The organism is Thermanaeromonas sp. DSM 22490, from assembly GCF_056378755.1.
In genome coordinates, this window is sequence record NZ_JBJHHE010000012.1 from 20,293 (window position 1) to 41,942 (window position 21,650).

23 protein-coding genes are annotated in these 21,650 nt (G+C 49.7%); 2 read left to right on the forward strand and 21 right to left on the reverse strand.

The window, feature by feature from the left end; translation table 11 throughout:
* Positions 1-105: 105 nt before the first annotated feature.
* The 10 genes from AC1BI1_RS09025 to nifH form a co-directional block, all read right to left on the reverse strand.
* On the reverse strand, positions 106-300 hold the full coding sequence (locus AC1BI1_RS09025; RefSeq protein ID WP_476716955.1) for a hypothetical protein: 195 nt from the start codon (positions 298-300) through the stop codon (positions 106-108).
* A gap of 355 nt (positions 301-655) precedes the next feature.
* Positions 656-1,885, reverse strand: a complete 1,230-nt coding sequence (gene nifV / locus AC1BI1_RS09030) for a homocitrate synthase (RefSeq protein ID WP_476716956.1) — start codon at positions 1,883-1,885, stop codon at positions 656-658.
* 114 nt (positions 1,886-1,999) lie between these two features.
* On the reverse strand, positions 2,000-2,842 hold the full coding sequence (locus AC1BI1_RS09035) for a homocitrate synthase (protein WP_476716957.1): 843 nt from the start codon (positions 2,840-2,842) through the stop codon (positions 2,000-2,002).
* Between the two features lie 86 nt (positions 2,843-2,928).
* Positions 2,929-3,744 carry a radical SAM protein gene (locus AC1BI1_RS09040; protein ID WP_476716958.1) on the reverse strand — a complete coding sequence of 272 codons (816 nt, stop codon included), beginning with the start codon at positions 3,742-3,744 and terminating at the stop codon, positions 2,929-2,931.
* Between the two features lie 6 nt (positions 3,745-3,750).
* Complete coding sequence (locus AC1BI1_RS09045) at positions 3,751-5,445, reverse strand: nitrogenase component 1 (protein WP_476717029.1); 1,695 nt, start codon at positions 5,443-5,445, stop codon at positions 3,751-3,753.
* Positions 5,446-5,553: 108 nt separating this feature from the next.
* Positions 5,554-7,032 (reverse strand): nitrogenase component 1, encoded by a 1,479-nt coding sequence (locus AC1BI1_RS09050; RefSeq protein WP_476716959.1) that lies wholly within the window; start codon positions 7,030-7,032, stop codon positions 5,554-5,556.
* Complete coding sequence (locus AC1BI1_RS09055) at positions 7,023-8,483, reverse strand: nitrogenase component I subunit alpha (protein ID WP_476716960.1); 1,461 nt, start codon at positions 8,481-8,483, stop codon at positions 7,023-7,025. Before AC1BI1_RS09055 ends, AC1BI1_RS09050 begins: the two co-directional genes overlap by 10 nt.
* Positions 8,484-8,533: 50 nt before the next feature.
* Positions 8,534-8,896 carry a P-II family nitrogen regulator gene (locus tag AC1BI1_RS09060; RefSeq protein ID WP_476716961.1) on the reverse strand — a complete coding sequence of 121 codons (363 nt, stop codon included), beginning with the start codon at positions 8,894-8,896 and terminating at the stop codon, positions 8,534-8,536.
* Between the two features lie 16 nt (positions 8,897-8,912).
* Positions 8,913-9,230 (reverse strand): P-II family nitrogen regulator, encoded by a 318-nt coding sequence (locus tag AC1BI1_RS09065; RefSeq protein ID WP_476716962.1) that lies wholly within the window; start codon positions 9,228-9,230, stop codon positions 8,913-8,915.
* Between the two features lie 53 nt (positions 9,231-9,283).
* Entirely contained in the window at positions 9,284-10,111 is an 828-nt protein-coding gene (nifH, locus tag AC1BI1_RS09070) for a nitrogenase iron protein (RefSeq protein WP_476716963.1), read from the reverse strand.
* A gap of 751 nt (positions 10,112-10,862) precedes the next feature.
* Here nifH and AC1BI1_RS09075 point away from each other — a divergent pair.
* Entirely contained in the window at positions 10,863-12,236 is a 1,374-nt protein-coding gene (locus AC1BI1_RS09075; protein ID WP_476717030.1) for an ammonium transporter, read from the forward strand.
* A gap of 99 nt (positions 12,237-12,335) precedes the next feature.
* A complete protein-coding gene (locus AC1BI1_RS09080) occupies positions 12,336-12,674 on the forward strand; it encodes a P-II family nitrogen regulator (protein WP_476716964.1) in 339 nt (112 codons plus the stop codon).
* A gap of 374 nt (positions 12,675-13,048) precedes the next feature.
* Here AC1BI1_RS09080 and AC1BI1_RS09085 read toward each other — a convergent pair whose 3' ends face one another.
* From AC1BI1_RS09085 to urtB, 11 genes are all read right to left on the reverse strand, one after another.
* Positions 13,049-13,726, reverse strand: a complete 678-nt coding sequence (locus AC1BI1_RS09085; RefSeq protein WP_476716965.1) for an urease accessory protein UreD — start codon at positions 13,724-13,726, stop codon at positions 13,049-13,051.
* Between the two features lie 179 nt (positions 13,727-13,905).
* Positions 13,906-14,517 carry an urease accessory protein UreG gene (gene ureG / locus AC1BI1_RS09090; protein WP_476716966.1) on the reverse strand — a complete coding sequence of 204 codons (612 nt, stop codon included), beginning with the start codon at positions 14,515-14,517 and terminating at the stop codon, positions 13,906-13,908.
* A 24-nt stretch (positions 14,518-14,541) separates the two neighbouring features.
* Positions 14,542-15,255 carry an urease accessory protein UreF gene (locus tag AC1BI1_RS09095; RefSeq protein ID WP_476716967.1) on the reverse strand — a complete coding sequence of 238 codons (714 nt, stop codon included), beginning with the start codon at positions 15,253-15,255 and terminating at the stop codon, positions 14,542-14,544.
* Positions 15,224-15,667, reverse strand: coding sequence for an urease accessory protein UreE (locus AC1BI1_RS09100; protein WP_476716968.1), 444 nt, complete (start codon positions 15,665-15,667; stop codon positions 15,224-15,226). The genes AC1BI1_RS09095 and AC1BI1_RS09100 overlap by 32 nt, the downstream gene beginning before the upstream one ends.
* Positions 15,668-15,689: 22 nt before the next feature.
* A complete protein-coding gene (gene ureC, locus AC1BI1_RS09105; RefSeq protein ID WP_476716969.1) occupies positions 15,690-17,408 on the reverse strand; it encodes an urease subunit alpha in 1,719 nt (572 codons plus the stop codon).
* Positions 17,389-17,784: an urease subunit beta gene (gene ureB, locus AC1BI1_RS09110; protein ID WP_476716970.1), complete on the reverse strand. Its 396-nt coding sequence runs from the start codon at positions 17,782-17,784 to the stop codon at positions 17,389-17,391. Before ureB ends, ureC begins: the two co-directional genes overlap by 20 nt.
* A 47-nt stretch (positions 17,785-17,831) precedes the next feature.
* Positions 17,832-18,134, reverse strand: coding sequence for an urease subunit gamma (gene ureA, locus AC1BI1_RS09115; RefSeq protein WP_476716971.1), 303 nt, complete (start codon positions 18,132-18,134; stop codon positions 17,832-17,834).
* A 37-nt stretch (positions 18,135-18,171) separates the two neighbouring features.
* Positions 18,172-18,858 carry an urea ABC transporter ATP-binding subunit UrtE gene (gene urtE / locus AC1BI1_RS09120; protein WP_476716972.1) on the reverse strand — a complete coding sequence of 229 codons (687 nt, stop codon included), beginning with the start codon at positions 18,856-18,858 and terminating at the stop codon, positions 18,172-18,174.
* Complete coding sequence (urtD, locus tag AC1BI1_RS09125) at positions 18,852-19,616, reverse strand: urea ABC transporter ATP-binding protein UrtD (RefSeq protein WP_476716973.1); 765 nt, start codon at positions 19,614-19,616, stop codon at positions 18,852-18,854. The genes urtE and urtD overlap by 7 nt, the downstream gene beginning before the upstream one ends.
* A 5-nt stretch (positions 19,617-19,621) precedes the next feature.
* Positions 19,622-20,728: an urea ABC transporter permease subunit UrtC gene (urtC, locus tag AC1BI1_RS09130; protein ID WP_476716974.1), complete on the reverse strand. Its 1,107-nt coding sequence runs from the start codon at positions 20,726-20,728 to the stop codon at positions 19,622-19,624.
* A gap of 17 nt (positions 20,729-20,745) precedes the next feature.
* The gene (urtB, locus tag AC1BI1_RS09135) at positions 20,746-21,648 is read right to left on the reverse strand and encodes an urea ABC transporter permease subunit UrtB (RefSeq protein WP_476716975.1); all 903 of its coding nucleotides are present in this window, start codon (positions 21,646-21,648) and stop codon (positions 20,746-20,748) included.
* Positions 21,649-21,650 lie beyond the last annotated feature (2 nt).

Sequence of the window (21,650 nt, forward strand, 5' to 3'; positions counted from 1 at the left end):
ACCGTGCGTTTTGCTTCTGGCGGGTGTATTCGCTGCTGTGCACCTCCTGCCCGTTCTTTATGAATACAGTTCTCCACTCCTTGCCGTTACGCTGCTTCTGAAAGATTAGTTTTTTACTACCACATCCTTGGGCACTGCGTAGACCGCCACATATTGTTTAACCGCTCGGGGATCGGGCTCATAGACAAAGCCCACTTCGGCAATGTCGTTGTGCCGCCACTCGGCGATTTTTTCCGCTCCTGGGGCTTCCCACGCCGGTTCCCGGCTATCTCCAGCCAAACTTTTAGATGGCGGTACCATTTGCCCTTTAGGGTTATATTGCCGATAAGGAAGTCTACCACTTTTTGGACCACCTTTGGGGTTAAGAGGGGCAAAATGTGGAAAGCTTCCAGTAGTTGTTCGGTATATGCGTGGGCAGGCCGTAAACGAATTGGCCGCGGTCCAGGCGGGCTTCTAGGGTCACATCCTTTACGTTAATATCCCCCAGTCCGTTCCGCGGGGAGATTCAAAATCTGGAGAATGCGCAGGAGTGTATCCGCACCGTCAGCCCGAGCGGGTGAAAAAAACCCTCCCGAAAAGTTGTCCTGCAGTCCGCTGCGGTGTGTAAGGCAACATCCAACGGAAGGGTTAGAAAATTGAGCAAACCTAGATTCCTTTAAGAAGTTGTGGACTGGTAAGAATATCCACCTTCTTTAACGGGTATTCTTGTATCTTCTTGACTCTTATCAGGTGCGGTGCGGTTCTTTCCCTGGCAGGTACGGTGAAGAAGGTAGTCTTCATAGAGATGAATCAATTCTCTATCGAACAGAAAACGCTTGAACCCCACAGCTGCCGACCGCACCCGTTGCAGTATAGCTGCGGCCTCCTCCTGGCTCAAAGCGATGCCGTATTCAGCAAACTTCATCTTGATGGCGGCAGTGCCCGAGTGTTTGCCGATTACAATTTGCCGCGTAAGGCCGACCTCCTCAGGTGGGAATATTTCATAGGTTTGGGCATTCTTGAGGACACCGTCGGTATGAATGCCTGATTCGTGGGCGAATATGTTATTACCGACTATCGGTTTCCATGGAGGTAATTGCTGTCCAAAGGCGCGGGCCACATACTCGGCTAATTCCCGGAATCTTTCCGTATTAAAGCCAAGATCGGTCCCGTAAAGGTACTTGAGGGCCATCACCACCTCTTCCAGGGCGGCGTTTCCTCCCCGCTCGCCAAACCCCATCACTGTAACGCTGGCGCAGGTTGCCCCGGCTTTAAGCCCGGCCAGGGTATTGGCCGTGGCCATGCCTAAGTCGTTGTGCATATGGACTTCAAGGGGAATACTGACGCTCTCGATAATAATCTTCACCCGCTCGTAGGTGGTGAAAGGGTCAAGGCAGCCCACGGTGTCGCAGAAGCGTAGGCGATCAGCCCCCGCCTCTTTGGCTACGCGGGCGAATTCCACCAGAAATTCGATATCGGAGCGAGAAGCATCCTCTGCGTTCACAGAAACGTAGAGGTTATGCCTCTTGGCAAACTCGCATGACATGGCCATGTCCGCCAGGACCCTTTCCCTTGTACTGTGTAGCTTGTGGCTAATGTAGATATCAGAGGCGGATATGGAGATGACCACAGCGTCCACGCCGCAGTCCAGGGAATGTTTAATGTCGTCAACTACCGCTCTGTTCCAAGCCATTATGCTGGTGTTAAGACCCGCATCAACCATTTGTTTGATTACTTCTTTCTCATCCCTGCCCGTTGCAGGAATCCCCGTTTCTATCTGATGCACGCCGATGGCCGCTAATAATTCAGCAATTCGTAGCTTTTCTCGAATGGAAAGCTGTACTTTGGCGATTTTTAATCCTTCACACAGCGTAGTGTCACAGATAAATACTGGGTTCTTCACCATGTATCCTCCTATCTTACATGATAGTAACTGCAAAGGTTTACCCAACCCTTGACCCTTAAACAGTCGATAGCTAAAGAAGTTTTTGAATGTCAGTCTTGTTCGTCGGTATGAACGTTAGGCTCGGCAAAAAATAGTCGCTAGCTCAGAAAATTGATTTAATCGTCCTGCCGCCCGAGCTACATAACCTCTGAGTTTCGCAAGGTATTCCACATTGAGGCCTGGATCCATCCTATAAAGAACCTTTAGAGCTTGGCACAATTCTTCCAGAGCGGTATTCCCCGCTCTTTCCCCCAGCCCGCTGACAGTGGCATCTACCCAGCCAACACCGGCCCTGATGGCTGCTAGGGTGTTAGCTGTGGCCATACCGAAGTCATTATGACCGTGAAACTCCAGGTCCAGATCCAGTTTTTCTTTCAACGAAACCATACGCTCAAAAGTAGTGAAAGGGTCCAAAACACCTAAAGTGTCGCAGTAACGCAGACGTTTTACTCCCAGTTCTCTAACCAAGAAAGCAAGCTCCAGTAAAAATGCAGGATCTGCCCGCGAAGCATCTTCAGCTCCCACCGTCACCCGTAGACCGTAGTCCATAGCATAGACACACGCGCGCCGCAAACGATCCAGCACCCACTGATGGCTTTGCCCCAGTTTGTACCGGATTTGAATGTCCGACACAGGAGTAGAAATATGCACACATTGAACCCCACAAGCCAGGGAAGCTCGTATATCCTCGATTACCATCCTATTCCAAGTGCTGATGCAGGATTTTAAGCCCAGTCGGACGATAGCCCTAATGGCTTCTTGTTCTATCTCCCCCATAGCAGGTGTGCCGGCCTCAATGTGTGCTACCCCCAACCGGTCAAGCATCCGGGCGATGGTCACCTTTTCCTCAAGGTTAAAAGCTACCCCCGGGGCCTGCTCCCCGTCTCTTAGGGTCGTATCCACAATGCGTACCTGCACCAGCCTCACCTCCAGGAATGTTACCGGTATGCCTGCTGGAGAGACGGCAGGGCAAATTTACCCTGCCGCCCGCACAATCTAAAATCTCATGCCAGCATCCCCACTGCGTCCGCGCGGCAGCGCCGGCAGTGGCATATCTGGTCGATAACGGACGACAATTGCTGTCGCAGCAGGTTGACCCGTTCCGGAGGCGGTGGAAGCAAGCCGGCAAATTCTCCCTGTGGAATCAGGGGGATAATGTTCATGATATGCGCCCCGGCCGCCTTTACCGCCCGGGCCACCTCTTCCAAGTGATGGTCATTGATCCCGGGAATAAGCACGCTGTTTACTTTAACGACCATGCCCAACTTCCGGGCCAGGCGGATGCCTGCCTGCTGGGCCTGCCACAGTAGCTCCGCCCCCGCAGTTCCCTTATATAACTGCCCTTGGTAAAATACGTAATCGTAAATCCGGCTGCCTACCGCCGGTGCAACAGCGTTCACCGTCACCGTCACCGCCCGTACCCCTGCTGTGTACAAATCTGGTAATCTCTCCTTCAGTAGCAGTCCGTTCGTGCTGAGGCACTTAATTAGCTCCGGAAAATGACGGTGCAACAGACGCAGGGTGCACAAAGTAGAGTCATTGGCTAGGGGCTCCCCGGGGCCGGCAATACCCAATACCCGGATACGCCTGTCTCTCTCTACCAACCGCTCTACGTACTGCAGGGCTTCCCGCGGGGTCATCAGGCGGCTGGTCACGCCAGGGCGGTTTTCATTCGCGCAATCGTAGAGCCGGGTACAGTAGCGACACTTTATGTTACAGTCAGGCGCCACCGGCAGGTGGACGCGCCCGTACCACCTGGCAGCAGCCCGGTTATAACACGGATGTTCCCTAGTTATCTCCGCATAGGCTGGATCTCGCATTCTCGTTCATCCCCTCTCCATATACCGTACAAATTCCTGTAAAACAGAGGGAACCGTACCGTTCATCTCGAAGATCATAATCCCTTTTTCTCCCGCTAGCTCCTGCACGCACCGGCCGGCTTTAAGACATATCACCGCCTGGCAGTCAGCCAGCAGTTCTAGCCTTTGGGCCATGCCGAGCTGGCGCCCTTCCCCTGTATTGCAAGAAACCCGACACGAGACGGATCGCGATTCTACGTGTCCGACTTTGTTTTCCTCCAGGGTAAAGACTACAAACCTTTCGGCACGGCCAAAATGTTCATCTACCATTAACCCGTCTCGTGTGGCCACGGCCACCTTAAAAGTTCCCAACGCCGGTATAACGGTTGCCGGAAGATCTTCCATTTCCTGGCCCTCTTCCCTTAACAACCCGTTATTACTCAAATTCCATACCCGAGCTCCTACCAGGGCCGCCACTTCCCGAGCCAGGTTAACAAAACCGTTAAAGCCGGCATAAGGGCTTATTTCCTGTGGAAAGACCAGAAAGGGTATTCCCATCTTATGGGCCATATATTTCTCCCTGGTACCTCCCACCAGCAGATCCGGCCGATACCGGTGCAAAAATTCCTCCAGCTCCCGCTGGTGAGCATCATCAATCATCGGGGTTCCCCGGCCCAGGCAGCGCCGGGACTCGGTATAATCTTCCTCGCAGCCAAATTGGGAGCCGCACAAAACCACCTCCATACCCAATTCCTTAAAAGCCCTGGCCATAGAACTCATACGTGAAGCGCCAAAAAACAGGCCAACCCGTTTGCCTGCCAGGCGTCTCAGGTAAGGAAGCGCCTTCTGCCTGGCGGCTTCTGCCTCCCTTTCTACCCACGCTGCTTCCTCCGGACGGTTAAAGAAAGCAGCAATGGCCTGCAGTGCCGCCGCGGTTTCGGCTATACCAAAAAAGGAAACCTTTCGCCAGGGAATACCGAAACGCTCCTCCATCTTTTGGGCCAGCCATCTCCCGGTACGCCCGCAGTGGACGATATTGAGCGTGGCCCGGTGAGCCCGGGCCATATTTTTTACCGTTGCCCGGCCGGAGATGGTACAGATAATATTTAAACCGAGACGCTGCAATAGCTGCTCAATTTCTTTTAAATCGCCCTGAACGTCAAACTCACCAAGTATGTTTACACTATTTTCCAAGGGCGGCCCGGCTGAGCCACTCCCGATGAAATGCTCAAGCAGCACTGCCGCAGCGACATCGTGGCCCTTACCCTGGCTCACCCCCCCAAAGCCGGGGCAGTTTACCGGCACCACCGGCAGGCCCAGGGCGGCCGACATCCGTTTGCAGATTCCCTCTACGTCTTCACCGATCAGACCTACCGCGCAGGTAGTGTAAACCAGTACAGCAGAAGACCGGGGACGCAAACTTATTGCTTCCCTGATGGCCTCTTCCAGTTTTTGCCCGGCACCAAAGACAATCTCCTTTTCTCCCAGGGCAGTAGAAAACACCTCGTAATTCTTTTTACGTACCGTCTCGCTGTAGTAAGCACAACCCACCGGCCCGTGGATGAGGTGCACCACGTCCCTGATAGCTGCCAGCATCCAGCGAGCCCCGTAAAGCATGCAGGCCCGCTGGGAGATCACCCCTGGAAGGGTCCGCCGCTCACATTCAGGCAGGTTCGTCAATTCCAGATGCCCGGCCCGTTCGGGCATTATTTCAATGAGCATTTTCACGGCCGATTCTCTCCTTGCATCTTATTTGCGGAAGCGGAGGCGGCCGAGCGCCGGGAGAGCAAAACCGTTTCCCCCCAGCCGGTCCCAACCCCAAACCCAAATCTATAGCTGCTGGGTACGGTCATCAGGGTACTGGTAATCCAGCATGCTATTTACAATTTCCGCAAGCAGCATTTCCCCACCCCGGTAACCCACAATGGGACGTTTTTGATAACCAAAACGGTCGTAGATAGGAAAACCAACCCGCACCAGCGGTACCCGCAGCTCACGGGAGATATCTACCGCTCGGGAATTACCGATAATCAGGTCCAGGCGCGGTTGTTTTTTCAGGTACTCCTCAAACTCAAATAGGTCACCGCCATTGATGATCAACGGCGGTTCGCGATCATACCCCGCTTCGGCCAGGATGGCCTCCACATTGTGGACGAAGGTCTTGCTGGCCGTACCACCGGCCAGGGCCACCGGCTCCATCCCCATTTCCAGCACGAAGCGGGTAACACCGAGCACTATATCAGGATCCCCCATGATAGCCACCTTCTTCATCATGGTGTGGTGCAGGGTGTCGGCCAGGGAATCAACTAACCGTCCCCTTTCCTGTAAGAGGCTCCGGGGGATAGGCTTTCCGGTTATTTCCTTTAACGCCTTTAAAAAGGCATCGGTACCCTGTACCCCAATCGGTGGTGGACCAACCACGGCACGCACGCCGTATTTGCGCTCCAGGTAGCGGGCGCCAGCCTGGCCGGCATGGGGCTGCAGAGCAAAGGTGGCCAGCGAGTTGGCCATGTCTTGGATTTCCCCAACCGCAGTGCCACCAGGAGGATAGTAGGGTACGGACGTTGGCGGCTCCAGCGGAGCGTCCAGGGTATCAGAAATATCAAAGAGGACTATCGCCTCTATACCCATGTGGCGCAGCAGGTGCTTGATTTCGCGGATATCGCCCGGGTAAAATAGACCCGGGATGATATTTACCTTCCCGTTGGGCTCTCCTTTAGTGGTAGCCAGAGTCTCCACAAAGGCACGGGAGGCCCGGTCATAACCTTCCACATGGGAACCGGCAAAGCTGGGGGTGTTAATCAGCACTATAGGGATCCGGTCAGCTTTTTCAGCTCCGATCTCTTTACGCAGATTGGCCCTGGCTATTTTAATGAAGCTGACCATGTCATCGCCGATAATCTCACTGGAACAGGTGGTCACTACCCCAATTAACTCCGGCCAGTAACGTACTACCAGGTTGCGAATGCCCTCCACTAAGTTACGCCGGCCGCCAAAAACTGCCGCATCCTCATGGAAGGAGGCTGTAGCGATGGTCGCTGGCTCCTTAAAAATACGGCAAAAGGTATATCGCACGTAAGTGGTACAGCCCTGGGCACCCTGGACAAAAGGGATCGCCTTCCTTACTCCCAGCACCGCCCACATGGCTCCCAGGGGCATACAGGTGCGATTGGGATTGATCACCACCGCCCTGTTCGCGGAGGGAATCAGCTCCGCGGGCCGCTCACAATACTCAGGCGTGGCCGGGACTTTTTCGATTTTTATCTGATCGTAAGGTATGCCCGTAACGGGAATTTCCTTTAGTTGCATGACCCTTCCTCCTCGTCTTTTGCCGGAGCATCATCAAGGCCCCACTGGTATTTCCAAACCGGTGCATAAAGAGCCTGATAGATATCTCGGGCGAAATTAACCATACCGACAAAGCCGGCATAAGGACCTTTTTCGTAGGAGTGGGAGTTTACCGTGGGAATACCCATCTTGCGCGCGATATACTTTTCTTTTAGTCCGGTTAAAAACAGGTCCGGCTTTTCGGTCTTGAGCATCTCTTCGATCTCAAACTCGTTGGGGTTATCAATAACCAGCATTCCCTCTGGCGCCCGGGCGTTGATCTTTTCATAGTCGTCTTCGTGGGCAAAGGTGCAGGCGACGGCCATCACGGTCATCCCCAGTTCCTCCATTAGCTTGATCCAGTGCCATACCCGGGGTCCACCGACGTAAATGGCCACCCGCTTACCCCTTAACTTTTCCCGGTAGAAAGCCAGGCTCTTTTCTACTCGCTTCATTTCCTCGGCAATCACCTTCTCAGCCCGCTCCTCCAGGCCAAAGAAGGCGGCAGTTTTCCGCAACGCTTCTGCAGTCTGCTTAATCCCGAAGAGCGAGACGCGAATAAATGGAATGTTGAACCCGTCTTTCATCATGTGAGCGATATACTCGGCCGAACGCTGGCAGTGCACCACGTTTAATTTCACATCCGGCATCTTGACCAGGTTTTCGATGCGCTCGTTGCCGCTAAAAACGGCTGCAACGCGCACGCCCATTTTCTCAAAAAGCGGCCTGACTATCTTTAAATCCCAGTCCATGTTGTACTCGCCAATCAGGCAGATGTCATAGGGGGTTTTCTCTTCTTCAGGCATTTTCAGCTCCGGCCGGCGCTCTCTTAACTGCCGTATCTGCCGGTAGAACTGGGTGTTAAAATCGTGGTGACCCTTGGACTGGCTCACCCCGGAGCAACCCGGTGACTCGGAAGTGAAGATCAGCTTGCCGGTTTTCTTCTCAACCAGCCGGGCTATGGCCTGCACGTCATCGCCGATCAGGCCGGTGGTGCACGTGGTAAAAATGATCAAACCCTTTGCTTCGGGAAACAGCCGGATGGCTTCCAGGCAGGCTCGTTCCAGCTTTTTCATGCCTCCGAAGACAACGTCTTTTTCCTGCATGTCAGTACACACGCAGTACCGGCGGTTGAAGGCAACATTGGTCAGGCGAGTGGGCGTGGCCCAGGGATAAAAATCGGACAGGTGGCGCCGCGTACCCCACGTGTACCAGGCACAACCTACGGGCGCGTGAACCAGTTGGATGACGTCGGAAATTGGTCCGCCCACGACCCCGCGGGCACCGGCAAAAGCTCACCCGCGCTCGGTCATATCCCCGGGAAGGGTGGCAATATTACAGGCCGGAATTATAGATTTCTCCTTTTCTGTGCGGTAAATATGCTTATCCCGCTCGGGAATCCTTTCGTTGCACTTCATTTTTACCATAGGCATGGTTATCTTCCTCCTTAGGCATTTAAGTAGGATTCCAGGTGCCCCCTCAATCAGATAGCCGCCTCTCCCTTTTCCCCTGTACGTATACGTACTACTTCCTCAACAGGACATACAAAGATGCGCCCGTCACCAATCTGACCAGTACGGTTGATTTTGATGATTGCCGCCACAACCAGGGACACGTCTTGATCGTCCACCACCAGGGAAATCATCCTTTTGGGCACGTATTTCATCCCGCCCTCCTGGTTCTGCAGCTCGGTGCTAACGTTGAAGGCTACTTCCCCAAGAATCCCTTTTTGCTTACCCCGTCCGACTACTTTACAAGCGGTCATGCCCGGAAAACCCAACACCTCAAGGGCTTTCTTGGTAGCGTTAATTCTATTTGGCCTGATGATGGCCACTATTTCTTTCAAGGAGATCCCCCTTTCCCTACAGTCCAGCGGAACCTGTCCGCACGGTGTAGGCTTCTTCCACCGGTGTGACAAAGATCTTCCCGTCACCGAAGTTTCCAGTATAGGCTGCCCTGGTAATGATCCCTACCACTCCTTCCACCTGGCTGTCTTCCACTACCAGCATGATCATCACCTTGGGTAGCTCGTCGTAGTATATGCTGCCTACATGAATACCCCTTTGTTTGCCCCGCCCGACCACATCCATTTTGGTCAGGGCCACGTATCCGGCTTCAGCCAGGGCATCTACCACTTCTTCGCTTTTTTCGGGACGAATGATAGCCCGGATCATTTTCATATCTATTACCTCCTGGTATATGAATTTTCGTCTTCTCTTGAGGCTTCCGGTTTTTAGTCCAGCAGTCCGAATTTGACCACTAGGTTCTCCATTTCGTCCATGGTCATCGGTTGTGGAATGACGAACATATCATTATCCATAATTTTCCTGGCCAGCTCTTTGTACTCCAAGGCCTGGTTGCAATTTGGTTCGAACTGGGTCACCGTCTGACGGTTAAATTCCGCTTTCTGGACAATATTGTCCCGCGGGATAAAGTGAATCATCTGGGTACCAATTCTAGCACAAAACTCTTCCATCAACTCCCTCTCCCCATCAACGTTACGACTGTTGCAGATGATACCCCCCAGTCTGACGCCGCTCTGTTCGGCATACTTGACCATACCGCGACAGATGTTATTGGCGGCATAAAGCGCCATCATTTCCCCCGAGGCCACAATGTAGATTTCCTGGGCCTTACCTTCACGCACCGGCATAGCAAAACCGCCGCAGACAACGTCACCCAGTACGTCGAAAAAGATGAAATCCAGATCCGGTGTATACGCACCCAGCTCTTCCATCAAACTGATGGCTGTGATTACACCCCTGCCAGCACAACCAACACCTGGTTCCGGCCCCCCGGACTCGACACACTTAATTCCGCAAAATCCGGTCTTTACTACCCGGTCGATGGTCACCGCATCTTCTCCGAACTCCCGCAGAGTATCCATCACCGTCTCCTGCGGTTTGCCACCAAGAATTAACCGGGTGCAATCTGCCTTTGGATCGCAACCATGAATCAAAACTTTTTTGCTGTAGAAGTAGGCTAGAGCGGCAGCGATATTTTGCTGGGTGGTGGACTTACCAATACCACCTTTTCCATAAAAAGCAACTTTTCTGGTCATAGCCAACCCTCCCATATTTCTTGCTTTTAGCAACAAATGCTGTTTATACATAAAAAGGTGCTTTCCTGGAGCTACACTGCCCTCTTCCAAGCACCGTTGCATTGAGGTTTGGAGTGAGCAATAAGAAAGGGCGCCTGCATTGAAGCACTTTCCTCTAGGCGCCCTTACCTTTCGTCCGGCGTCGGACAACTGTTTCATGAACCTATAGAGCCTATAACGACAAAGCGCCTTCTGGTGAGCACCTGCCACCAAAAGGCGCCGTTGCCTGCGTTCTGATATTTAGGATAGGCAACCCTCTGGTCCATTGTCAACGGGGCTGAGCCCTCAGAATCGGAATATTTAGACCAGATTCCTGCGTTTCTCGCATGCTGGCACCGAAATGCTCTACCAGATAAAGGGTTGCATTTGCTGGGAGACTAGTGTAAAATACAAACAAAAGCAGTGGAGCGCAGACGCTCAACCGGGATGAGGGAGTCCCCGTGAGATAAGCGGGGACCTTTTTATTTCCTTTCCGGCTCGGGAAATCTAATTAGTAAAACAAATTCCAGCCTGGGGCCGCAAAGCTGCGGAAGCAGTTTGGCAAAGAAGCCCTTGCTTTGGGAACATCGCAGTTCCTGAAGTCAGGGCTTTTTACGTTTATAAATTGCTCAGGCAAGGGGGTGATAAAGTAAGGGTAGGCCTGTTGCTAATTTTTAAAGAAGTCAAGGAAAAAAATTTTTAAAAGGGAGTGAGGTAGTTGAGTAAAAGATCTATGCTTCTTTCGGCGGTTCTAAGCATTGGCCTTCTTGCACTATTTCTCAGCGGCGCAGCCCTGGCTGCTGACCCCACTGGAGCAGAAACCTTGCAGAAGAATGAGGCGGCTCCCGTTGATTACGTATGGGTGCTGGTCTCCGGATTTCTGGTCTTCTTCATGCAGGCAGGGTTTGCCATGGTAGAGGCAGGCTTCTGCCGGGCTAAGAACGCTACGAACCTTCTCAGCAAAAACCTCATCGACTTTGTCGTGGCCTCTCTTTGCTTTTTCGCCTTGGGTTACGGTTTCTTAAAGGGCACGGATATAGGGGGATTTATCGGCTCAGGCAACTGGTTTCTCCGCGGCGAAGCTTATGATGTAGGGGTTTATCTGGATTTCTTCTGGCAGTTGGTATTCTGCGGGACAGCGGCTACCATTGTATCCGGAGCGGTAGCCGAAAGGCTCAAATTCCCTGCCTATCTGATCTATACCTTCTTCGTAAGCCTCTTTATCTACCCCATTTACGCCCACTGGGTATGGGGAGGCGGATGGCTGTCTAAACTCCCCTTTGGCGTGGGTCACGTAGATTTTGCAGGCTCAGGAGTGGTGCACGCTGTTGGAGGAATGGTGGGACTCGCTGGAGCAATGGTCCTGGGTCCCCGCTTTGGGAAGTACGGCCGGGACGGAAAGCCCCGGGCCATCCCTGGCCACAGTATGGCTCTCGCAGCTCTTGGTACCTTTATCCTCTGGTTCGGCTGGTTCGGTTTTAACCCGGGAAGCACCTTTAATGCCCACCACCTGCGCATCGCTGTAATTGCTGTGAATACGAATCTTGCGGCAGCAGCAGGTGCCTTGACCACTCTTTTAATCATGTACCTTAAGACCCGAAAATGGGACTTGGGCATGACCCTAAACGGCGCTTTAGGCGGCCTGGTGGCCATTACCGCACCCTGCGCCTGGGTAGAGGCCTGGGCCGCGGTAGTTATTGGAGCAGTAGCCGGGCTCATTATCGTCGCCGGAGTCTATTTCCTGGAAGCGCGGGGTGTCGACGACCCTGTGGGAGCGGTTAGCGTCCACGGCCTCAATGGCATTTGGGGCCTTTTAAGTGTTGGTCTTTTTGCAGACGGCACATATGGCCTCTACACCCTGGAAGCTCCGTATGTCACGGGTTTGTTCTACGGAGGAGGGTTCGGCCAGTTGCTGGCCCAGCTTATCGGTGTAGTAACCGTTGCAACCTGGGCGTTCGGCTTGGGTTACATCCTGTTTAAAGTAATGGACCTAATCTTTGGAATCCGGGTTTCTCCGGAGGAGGAATTGCAAGGATTGGATATTGTGGAGCATGGTACCCCGGCCTATCCCGACTTTACCCGCCACCGGACCCTGCTGACGGGTTAATAGGTATCCTTTAGACTTTCCACCTACTCCCTACGGCAAGGAGCCCGTAAGGATGATAGGACAGGGGGTAAGAACTACTACCAGAAAGGAGGGAGTACCTTGTATAAGTTAGAGATCATCGCATGGGAAGAAAAACTCGCCGAAATCATAGAAGCTCTTGACAGAGTAGGCTACCCCGCAGTGACCGTCTACACAGTCGAGGGCCGAGGGCACCAGAAAGGGCTCACGGAACAATTCCGAGGGCGGATTTACGAGATCCCGTTTCTTCCCAAAATAAAACTAGAGGTTTTAATCCGGGATCACGACCGCGAAAAGGTGATCGCGGCCGTAAGCGAGGTGGCCCGGACCGGTGAGATCGGAGATGGCAAAATCTTTGTGTACCCCGTTGCTGACGTAATCCGGATTCGTACCGGAGAAGTTGGCGAGTCTGCCCTTTAATATAATTTCATTTCTCCTTTGCACGCCTGCCGGGTTTTCAACCTGCCAGACCCGGCAGGCTTTTTTTGGGTTTTTTTCTGCCTATTTTTTCCTAGCTATTCTTGTTCTTCTGTCCATTCTTTCTTTACAGAGATCTGGACTTTTCGACAAAAAACTAAAGAACACCGTGCTTGTTCTTTCTTTGCCCCGCACTTTGGAAAGGGAGCTTTGGGGATTGCACCACCATAAACGTTTGTTCTTGTCTTGGCAATCGGGTCAACGGGGGCGGCTAACCCCCGTCCCCCACACCACCACCATCCTTCACCGTAAAAACCGCTTAAAAATCCAGAAAACGGCGACCAGGAAAATCTACGACGAACGGAACAACGTTCATCTTAATACTTCCTTATTTTGAGAGCGGGTCGGCCTAACAGAAATTTCCGCGCTATATCCCAGCACTTGGTCAAAGCACTGGCCAGCATAATACTATTTGAGCCAAGAATGCGAACAATAATGCCGTCCTTCTGGGTCAAAGAGGCACTACCCGTTAATCCCGAAGTATCCTGTAAGGTAAAATGCAAAAGATCGCTGAGTTCCCTGGTTACCCCACTTGAAAAAATGGTAAGCTGTCCATAATAGGTGTAACCTTCAAATATGCCTAATACATCAACTTTTTTATCCCTCGGCCTTAAGTCAAGAAAATCATAATAAACTAGCTCCCCTTGGTAAAAAACCTTTGTTCTCCTGCTATAAAAATCATATTGGAATATCTCTCCTCTCTTTAGCCGCCCTGGAAACAATATTTCACCAATAAGAGCGCTACCGCCTCTCTCAAGTATTATTTCAGTTTCGCCAACAAAACAAGATCCCGCAAACGGTATAACCGGATCGGGAAAATATTCTAATAAAGCACCTTCGCTAACCTTAAAGCATTCAGTTACAGCAGCATAATCATATTCCATACGATATATTTTTGTAGCAGCCTGGGAAGTGAGAAATGCTTGCGCACCTGGCTCCAAGAGAACATCCATACGATAGCGATCTCCCTGTACCATCCCACCGGTCGGGTTCATGACATAAATAAATATCTCCCCAGTGGAATCCAAATAAAAGGGCTTGGCAATTTTTAGGGGTGCCACGCAATAGCTATCAGCAATATACGTGAAGCCCTCCTTATGAGATAACTTGATATAAAGGTGTCCTTGTTTCCCTATGCGCAATGCGCTTGAAAGGGGGGTAAGCATCTCCTTACTCATCGTAGGTCCTCAAGAAGAGCATTCTTTCTTATCCAGGCAATAACCTTCTCCAATCCGGTCTCATTAATTAAATTTGTAAAAACAAAAGGCCGGTCTCCCCTCATCTTACGCGCGTCCCGTTCCATTACTTCCAGGCTAGCCCCAACAAAGGGGGCCAGATCGATCTTATTAATCACCAGCAAATCTGACCTGGTTATCCCCGGCCCTCCTTTCCGGGGAATTTTATCTCCAGCCGCCACATCGATCACATAAATGGTGAAATCAACAAGTTCGGGACTAAAGGAAGCAGCCAGGTTATCACCACCGCTTTCTACGAAAATCAGATCAAGGTCTGGGAACTTTTTTACTAATGTATCAATAGCTTCCAAATTCATTGAAGCATCCTCACGAATCGCTGTATGTGGACATCCTCCCGTTTCTACTCCGACAACACGGTCTGGTGGCAGAACGCCATTTCTGATTAAGAACTCGGCATCTTCTTTGGTGTAAATATCATTAGTTACCACCGCCATACTGTAATCATTTACCAATTTACGTGTAATTTTTTCAATTAAAAGGGTTTTGCCGGAGCCCACAGGCCCCCCTATTCCTATTCTAACTGGTTTCATATTACTACCCCCGATACTACTTTTTTATGACATAAATAACCGTGTATAAAGTCTTTCGTGTGCCATGCACCTTATCTCAAGAGCCGGCGCAAACGCTCCTAAGTCCCTTTCTTCAAGCTCAAGCACCTTCTTCGCGGTTTCAATAATTAATGGGTGAAGAGAAAAAAGAACGCTCTGGCCCTCCCTCTGTCCAAGCGGAACTAGCTTGATGGCTGCATTGACCATGCTAGCGGCAGTATTGTACAGAAAAACCAGGTTGGCCTGCAGAGGGGGCAATCCAATGATCTGCATGATCAGACCGAAGACGACAGCATGGTTACAGTGCGCAACACCCCTACTTGCTTCCACAGAATACTTTTCTAGCAAAGGAGAAACCCAAAGTTGCTGAGCAATATTTAACATCGCCCTGCCTATCCTGGTACTGGCCTCTCTAACTTCATAACTGCTCTTCAAAGCGCTCATAAGCTGGTCTAGACGAACTATTAAATCAAAGTCACGGACAATAGCATACTTGTGGGTTAAATAAACTGCCAGGCAATCTGTATGGGCCAATACATAATGTAGGTATGTCGACATAAATTCTCTTAAGGTTGATGCAGAAGTAATTACACCCTCCTGCACATAAGTCTCCAAACCGTAAGAGTGGCTAAAGCTTCCAATAGGAAAAAGGGAGTCTGCTACTTGTAAAGCGCAGAGAAATGCCGAATCAGTGATGGTGCCTTGATAGCCAGCAAGCATGTGACACCCTCCGTTCGCATCTCTCCATATCGAATCCACTCCGGCACAAGAAATCCCATGTTACAGGATCATAGGGAGTGATAACATCTTTATCTTCGATGAAGATAGGTAAATGGCGGTTTCCAAGGAGATAACAGAGACGTCCCATTTCAAAAAGATCCTTCGGCCTAACTACAATGGCGTCAAGAGGCCTTAATTCTACGAGAATAAGTTTTTCCTCGTCAGCGTAAATAATATCACCATCATGCAATCTCCCTGTCTCAGCCAGTATCAAAGCTATATCCGTACCTGCATTCGTTGTTTTTCGGATTATTCTTTTCCCGAGTTCGTCCCAACTTAAAGAAAGTCTCTCGACTCGACGATGGTCGTAAGGAAAGTCTCTTATATTACCCACTATCTTGTTAATAATCACGCACCGCCACCCCGCAAATCCACTAAAACAAGAAGTATCGTTGAGCCAGCGGCAATTCCCTTGCAGGCTCGCAAGTGATTAATTCGCCATTTACCCTTACTTCATACGTTTCGGGATCTACTTCAATCACCGGTGTAGCATCATTATGAACCATCTGCTTCTTTGTCAGGGTGCGGCAGTTTCCTACTGGTACGACTTTCTTTTGAAGCTGAAGCTTCTCCGTAATACCACTTTCAAAAGCATATTTCGAAACAAAGGTTAAGCAAGTGCTGTACTTTGCCCGTCCGTATCCACCAAACATTAACCTGCCTAAAACAGGCTGTGGGGTGGGGATTGACGCGTTGGCATCTCCCATTTGTGCCATGACAATCATCCCTCCTTTAATCACCAACTCTGGTTTGACCCCAAAAAACTTGGGCTTCCATAATACCAAATCCGCTAACTTACCCACCTCTATCGAGCCTACATATTTGGCAATACCATGAGTCAAAGCTGGGTTGACAGTATATTTGGCTAAATAGCGCTTTACCCGAAAGTTGTCATTATCGCCCACTTCTTGCGGTAAACGCCCTCGTTGTTTCTTCATCTTGTCTGCTGTTTGCCAGGTTCGTATTATTACTTCCCCGACTCTACCCATGGCTTGTGAATCAGAACTCATCATACTAAGGACGCCCATATCATGCAATACATCTTCTGCAGCAATCGTCTCGGGCCGGATCCGCGACTCAGCAAATGCTACATCCTCAGGCACTTTGCTATCCAGATGATGGCACACCATTAGCATATCTAGGTGCTCTTCCATAGTGTTAATCGTATATGGCATCGTAGGATTAGTTGAAGAAGGAAGCACATTTGGATAGGAGGCAATTTTAATAATGTCCGGCGCGTGCCCCCCGCCCGCTCCTTCAGTATGGTAGGTGTGAATAGTACGACCGTTAATGGCCGCAATGGTATCTTCTACAAACCCAGCCTCATTCAACGTATCGGTGTGGATGGCCACCTGCACATCATATTCGTCAGCTACCTTTAGACAACAATCAATTGCGGCTGGTGTCGTACCCCAGTCCTCGTGAAGTTTAAACCCTATAGCACCTGCCTTTACCTGTTCTACTAACGGCTCTGGGAAAGAAGCGTTTCCCTTTCCTAGAAAACCTATGTTTACTGGATATGCCTCCGCCGCCTCCAGCATGCGATGTAAATTCCATGGACCAGGAGTACAGGTGGTAGCGTTGGTACCGGTAGCTGGACCTGTCCCCCCACCGATCATCGTTGTTATTCCAGCAAAAAGCGCAGCCTCTACCTGTTGTGGACAAATAAAGTGAATATGGGTATCGACTCCGCCAGGCGTAACAATTAAACCTTCCCCAGCGATAACTTCAGTACTGGCTCCGATGACTAAATTAGGATCGACCCCTTCCATAAGATCGGGATTACCGGCTTTCCCGATACCCACAATTAAACCGTCCCTAATACCAATATCTGCCTTGATAATACCCCAGTAGTCAACGATCAAAGCATTTGTAATAACCAGATCTAACGCACCAGCAGCTCTCGTCAACCTTGCTGACTGCCCCATACCGTCGCGAATTACTTTTCCACCACCGAATTTACATTCATCTCCATACACGGTGAGATCTTTTTCAACTTCAATAAACAATTCTGTATCAGCCAGCCGGACTTTATCACCAACGGTTGGGCCGAACATGTCGACGTATTCCCTTCTACTCAACCTCAGTGCCATTTTCCTTAACCTCCCTACAGTAGCCCAACTGCTCGGCCTTTCTTAAGCACTGAATTTTACGCCTTTCCTGGTCAACCGTTCCCTCGGTTAGCCTGTTCAATCCGTAAATAGTCCTGAGGCCCCCTATAGCCACTAGGGTAACCTCTTTCTCCTCCCCCGGCTCGAAGCGTACTGCTGTACCTGCCGGTATGTTTAGTCTCATCCCAAAGGCCTTACCCCGGTCAAATCTCAATGCCCGGTTTACTTCAAAAAAATGGAAATGAGAGCCGACCTGTACCGGTCGATCACCGGTATTAGCTACCGTAATAGTCACTGTATAGCGCCCGTTATTGCAAATAATAGGTGTATCCGAGAGAACATACTCGCCTGGCTTCATATTGATCCCTACCTTTTTGATCCCTACCTTGGTTTCATACTCGGTTTTTACCTTATAGGATTGTGGACAGTGACCAGCTTAGTGCCGTCTGGAAATGTCGCTTCTATTTGAACCTCTTCAATCATCTCTGCTACCCCTGGCAAAACATCCTCCTTTTTAAGTACCTGAGCACCAAGCCGCATTAACTCAGCCACTGTTTTCCCCTCCCTAGCCCCCTCCAAAATTTCTGCGCTAATGAGAGCAACGGCCTCGGGATAATTGAGTTTCAAACCACGGTCCTTCCGTTTTCTGGCCAGCTCTCCCGCCAGGAAGATAAGTAGCTTTTCCTGCTCTCGCGGCGTTAAATGCATTTAAGATTCCCCCCTTTTGCTTAATTTGGCAAAATACCTAGATTACCAAGTACTCCTTTAGACTTTCGGATCTTATCTCTCTTGTTGGCCCCTGCAAAACAATTTGTCCCTTCTCCATAACGTATATATAATCTGCGACTGTTAGGGCGAAATCTAAATATTGCTCCACCAGTAGAACGGATACTCCTTTTTCTCTGTTGATCGATTTAATTACCCTTTCAATTTCTATTACCACAGACGGTTGGATACCTTCTGTAGGTTCATCTAAAAGCAAGAGCCTCGGCTCTCTAACCAATGCTCTAGCAATAGCCAGTTGTTGCTGTTGACCGCCACTAAGATTTCCACCCATGCGAGATAATAATCCTTTTAACATCGGGAAAAAATTTAAAACTTCTTCTAACATAAAACTCTGCCGCTTATCGAGGCCAACTACAAGGTTTTCGTAAACCGTTAGGTAGGGGAAAATATCTCTCCCCTGCGGAACATAACCTATACCACGCCTGGCTCTTTCATCCGTCGAGTAAGTAGTAATATCTTCCCCGGCCAGAATAATTCTGCCTTCTTTAATATCAAGCAACCCCATAATACTTTTTAGCAGAGTAGTCTTACCCACACCATTACGCCCTATGATAGCAACGATGGCGCCGTCTGGAACCTGCAGGTGGATATCATTTAAAACGATACTTTCCCCATATGAAACTGTTAATTGCTCCACATCTAACATGGCTTATTACCACCCCGTCCCAAATATACTTCAACTACCTTCGGGTCACTTTGTACCTTGGTGATATTCCCCTCGCTTAGTACTTTGCCTTCGTGCATTACAGTAATACGTCGCGCAAACTGCCTTACGAATCCCATATCGTGTTCGACTACCAAAATGGAACACTTCCTAGATATATTCTGAAGAAGTTCACCCATCTTTTGCCTTTCATCCTTCGTTAATCCTGCTACGGGCTCGTCGAGCAGTAATAATTCTGGCTCTTGAACCAACAGCATGCCAATTTCAAGACGTTGTTTTTCACCATGGGATAATAAACCAGCTTTTAAGTGCATCTTTTCAACCAATCCCACACTTTCCAAGGTTGACATTATCTTTTCCTCTTCTGCTTCAGTACTCTTATGGAATAAAGCGGGTAAAATTCCTTTTTTCCGGCGTAAGGCCAGGTCCAGGTTTTCAAAAACTGTCAGATCTGTAAAAACTGATGGCGTTTGAAACTTCCTACCAATGCCAAGTAGAACCAATTCGTGCTCCTGCTTTTTTACTATATCAATATCCTCTTTAAAAATGACGCGTCCGCTTGTTGGCTTTAACCTTCCACTTAGAACGTCCAGGAGCGTTGTTTTGCCAGCCCCATTCGGTCCAATCAAGAACCGAAGCTCGCCATAATTCATACAAAAGTTCATTTTATCAATGGCCTTGAACCCATTGAAAGTCACAGTGAGGTCTTCCACATATATGACTGTTCCAGCCATAGACATTCACCTCATTTCCTAGACAATTGAGGATGGCTTCGCACTTGTATCCCAACTCCCGAAGGAGAATACTGTTTTACTGTCCGACCCTTATGCCATCTCGTAAAGAAACCTACTATCCCATCCGGAACTAATAAGACAACGGCTATAAACAGCAATCCCAGTAAATAAAGCCATGCATCTGGGAAGGACTCACTTAAGTAACTCTTAGCACCATTAACTAACAAGGCTCCAAGGACAGCTCCGTACAAGGTTCCTCTACCACCTACAGCTACCCATATCACCATCTCAATGGAAGGCACTACACCTATCATGGCCGGAGATATAATACCAACTTGAGGTACAAAAAGTGCTCCTGCCAACCCAGCCAAAGATGCAGAAAGGGCGAAGATAAAAACCTTAAACTTTACCGGGTCATAACCACAAAATCTAATACGGTTCTCCGCGTCTCTAATGGCAATCAATATCTTGCCAAATCTTGAACTGGTTAACCACCGGCATAACAGGTAAATACAGCCAAGGCAAATTACTGTGACAAAATAAAGTATGGTCTGGGTAGAACTATCTGCCAAGGAAAAACCAAGGAGAGTTAAAAAGTTAGTAATACCATTTGTTCCACCTGTATATGGTTGCTGGCCCACTAACAGAATTGTAACTATAAGGGCAAGAGCCTGTGTAAGTATGGAGAAATATACGCCGCGGATCCGGCTTCGAAATACAACAAACCCCATTAATGCTGCAACCATAGCAGGAATTATAATCGCCGCTCCTAGTGCAAACCAGAAATTGTTAAAGGGCTTCCAGAAAAAGGGAAGTTCCGTCAACCCGCTCCAGACCATAAAATCTGGCAGCCCATCCCCGGTAGCCTCCAGCTTTAGATACATAGCCATAGAATAGGCCCCGAGCCCGAAAAATACGCCCTGTCCTAAACTTAACAATCCACAATACCCCCAAAGCAAGTCTATGCCGAGCGCAATGATTGCATAGGTTAAAAACTTTGCCAGCAAGTTTAGGCGAAACTCGGATAGAAGAATTGGAGCTAAGAACAAGACAGCTCCAATTAATCCGAAGAAGAGCCATTCTCTATCTAATTGCACTTTCTTAATGCTTGTTATCATGTTTCTTCCTCCCCCACTTAATCAAGGGTACGAACCTTTAAAGATACTAACCCTGAAGGCCTCCATTGCAAGAAAGCCATTACCATTAAGAGTGCAAGTACCTTGCCCATGGTAGCTGTGCTTCCAAATTCAAACGTAGTATTTAATACGCCAATAACTATAGCTGCGGCAACAGTACCAATTAGCTTGCCAACGCCTCCTAGCACTACTACCATAAACGCATCGACAATATAATAAGTACCTATAGAAGGGCCGATTGGCCCCAAAAGGCACAAAGCGCAACCAGCAACCCCCGCCAGCCCAGAACCTATCGCGAATGTATAGGCATCGACTTTCCTTGTTGGGATCCCCAAACAAGCGGCCATAGCGCGGTTCTGCATCACTGCCCGCATCTTACAACCGCTGGCCGTGCGATACATATAAAAATAGATACCTATTAGGCACACTGTAGCAAGCACGATAATAAATATTCGGTTATAAGGAAGTTGCAGGCCATCTAAAAGTTCAAGACCACCCTTTAGCCAATGCGGCGTGCTTACTTCGACGTTCGGGGCTCCAAAAATATCACGGGCTATTTGTTGAAGAATGAGGCTAACACCCCAGGTAGCCAGCAGAGTATCCAGGGGTCGTCCGTATAAAAAGCGAATTAAACCCCGTTCCAACAAGAAGCCAACAAATGCAGCTATCAAGAATGAGAGAGGAATAGCTACCAAGTAATAAAGATCAAGGTTATTCACAGCATACTTGGCAAAGATTATTTGTACCACATACGTCACGTAAGCACCAATCATGATTAGTTCACCGTGGGCCATGTTGATGACATTCATCAGCCCGAAAGTAATAGCGAGACCCAAAGCAATGAGCAATAAGATAGAACTCACACTAAGGCTGTTAAAAATCTGTAATAACCAAACGTCCACGC

Excerpts from the sequence above, each read along its gene's own strand:
- AC1BI1_RS09025 (WP_476716955.1), bottom strand. The coding sequence starts at position 300 with ATGGTACCGCCATCTAAAAGTTTGGCTGGAGATAGCCGGGAACCGGCG.
- nifV (WP_476716956.1), bottom strand. The coding sequence starts at position 1,885 with ATGGTGAAGAACCCAGTATTTATCTGTGACACTACGCTGTGTGAAGGA.
- AC1BI1_RS09040 (WP_476716958.1), bottom strand. The coding sequence starts at position 3,744 with ATGCGAGATCCAGCCTATGCGGAGATAACTAGGGAACATCCGTGTTAT.
- AC1BI1_RS09045 (WP_476717029.1), bottom strand. The coding sequence starts at position 5,445 with ATGCTCATTGAAATAATGCCCGAACGGGCCGGGCATCTGGAATTGACG.
- AC1BI1_RS09050 (WP_476716959.1), bottom strand. The coding sequence starts at position 7,032 with ATGCAACTAAAGGAAATTCCCGTTACGGGCATACCTTACGATCAGATA.
- AC1BI1_RS09065 (WP_476716962.1), bottom strand. The coding sequence starts at position 9,230 with ATGAAAATGATCCGGGCTATCATTCGTCCCGAAAAAAGCGAAGAAGTG.
- nifH (WP_476716963.1), bottom strand. The coding sequence starts at position 10,111 with ATGACCAGAAAAGTTGCTTTTTATGGAAAAGGTGGTATTGGTAAGTCC.
- AC1BI1_RS09075 (WP_476717030.1), top strand. The coding sequence starts at position 10,863 with ATGCTTCTTTCGGCGGTTCTAAGCATTGGCCTTCTTGCACTATTTCTC.
- AC1BI1_RS09085 (WP_476716965.1), bottom strand. The coding sequence starts at position 13,726 with ATGAACCCGACCGGTGGGATGGTACAGGGAGATCGCTATCGTATGGAT.
- ureG (WP_476716966.1), bottom strand. The coding sequence starts at position 14,517 with ATGAAACCAGTTAGAATAGGAATAGGGGGGCCTGTGGGCTCCGGCAAA.
- AC1BI1_RS09095 (WP_476716967.1), bottom strand. The coding sequence starts at position 15,255 with ATGCTTGCTGGCTATCAAGGCACCATCACTGATTCGGCATTTCTCTGC.
- ureC (WP_476716969.1), bottom strand. The coding sequence starts at position 17,408 with ATGGCACTGAGGTTGAGTAGAAGGGAATACGTCGACATGTTCGGCCCA.
- ureB (WP_476716970.1), bottom strand. The coding sequence starts at position 17,784 with ATGAAGCCAGGCGAGTATGTTCTCTCGGATACACCTATTATTTGCAAT.
- ureA (WP_476716971.1), bottom strand. The coding sequence starts at position 18,134 with ATGCATTTAACGCCGCGAGAGCAGGAAAAGCTACTTATCTTCCTGGCG.
- urtE (WP_476716972.1), bottom strand. The coding sequence starts at position 18,858 with ATGTTAGATGTGGAGCAATTAACAGTTTCATATGGGGAAAGTATCGTT.
- urtD (WP_476716973.1), bottom strand. The coding sequence starts at position 19,616 with ATGTCTATGGCTGGAACAGTCATATATGTGGAAGACCTCACTGTGACT.
- urtC (WP_476716974.1), bottom strand. The coding sequence starts at position 20,728 with ATGATAACAAGCATTAAGAAAGTGCAATTAGATAGAGAATGGCTCTTC.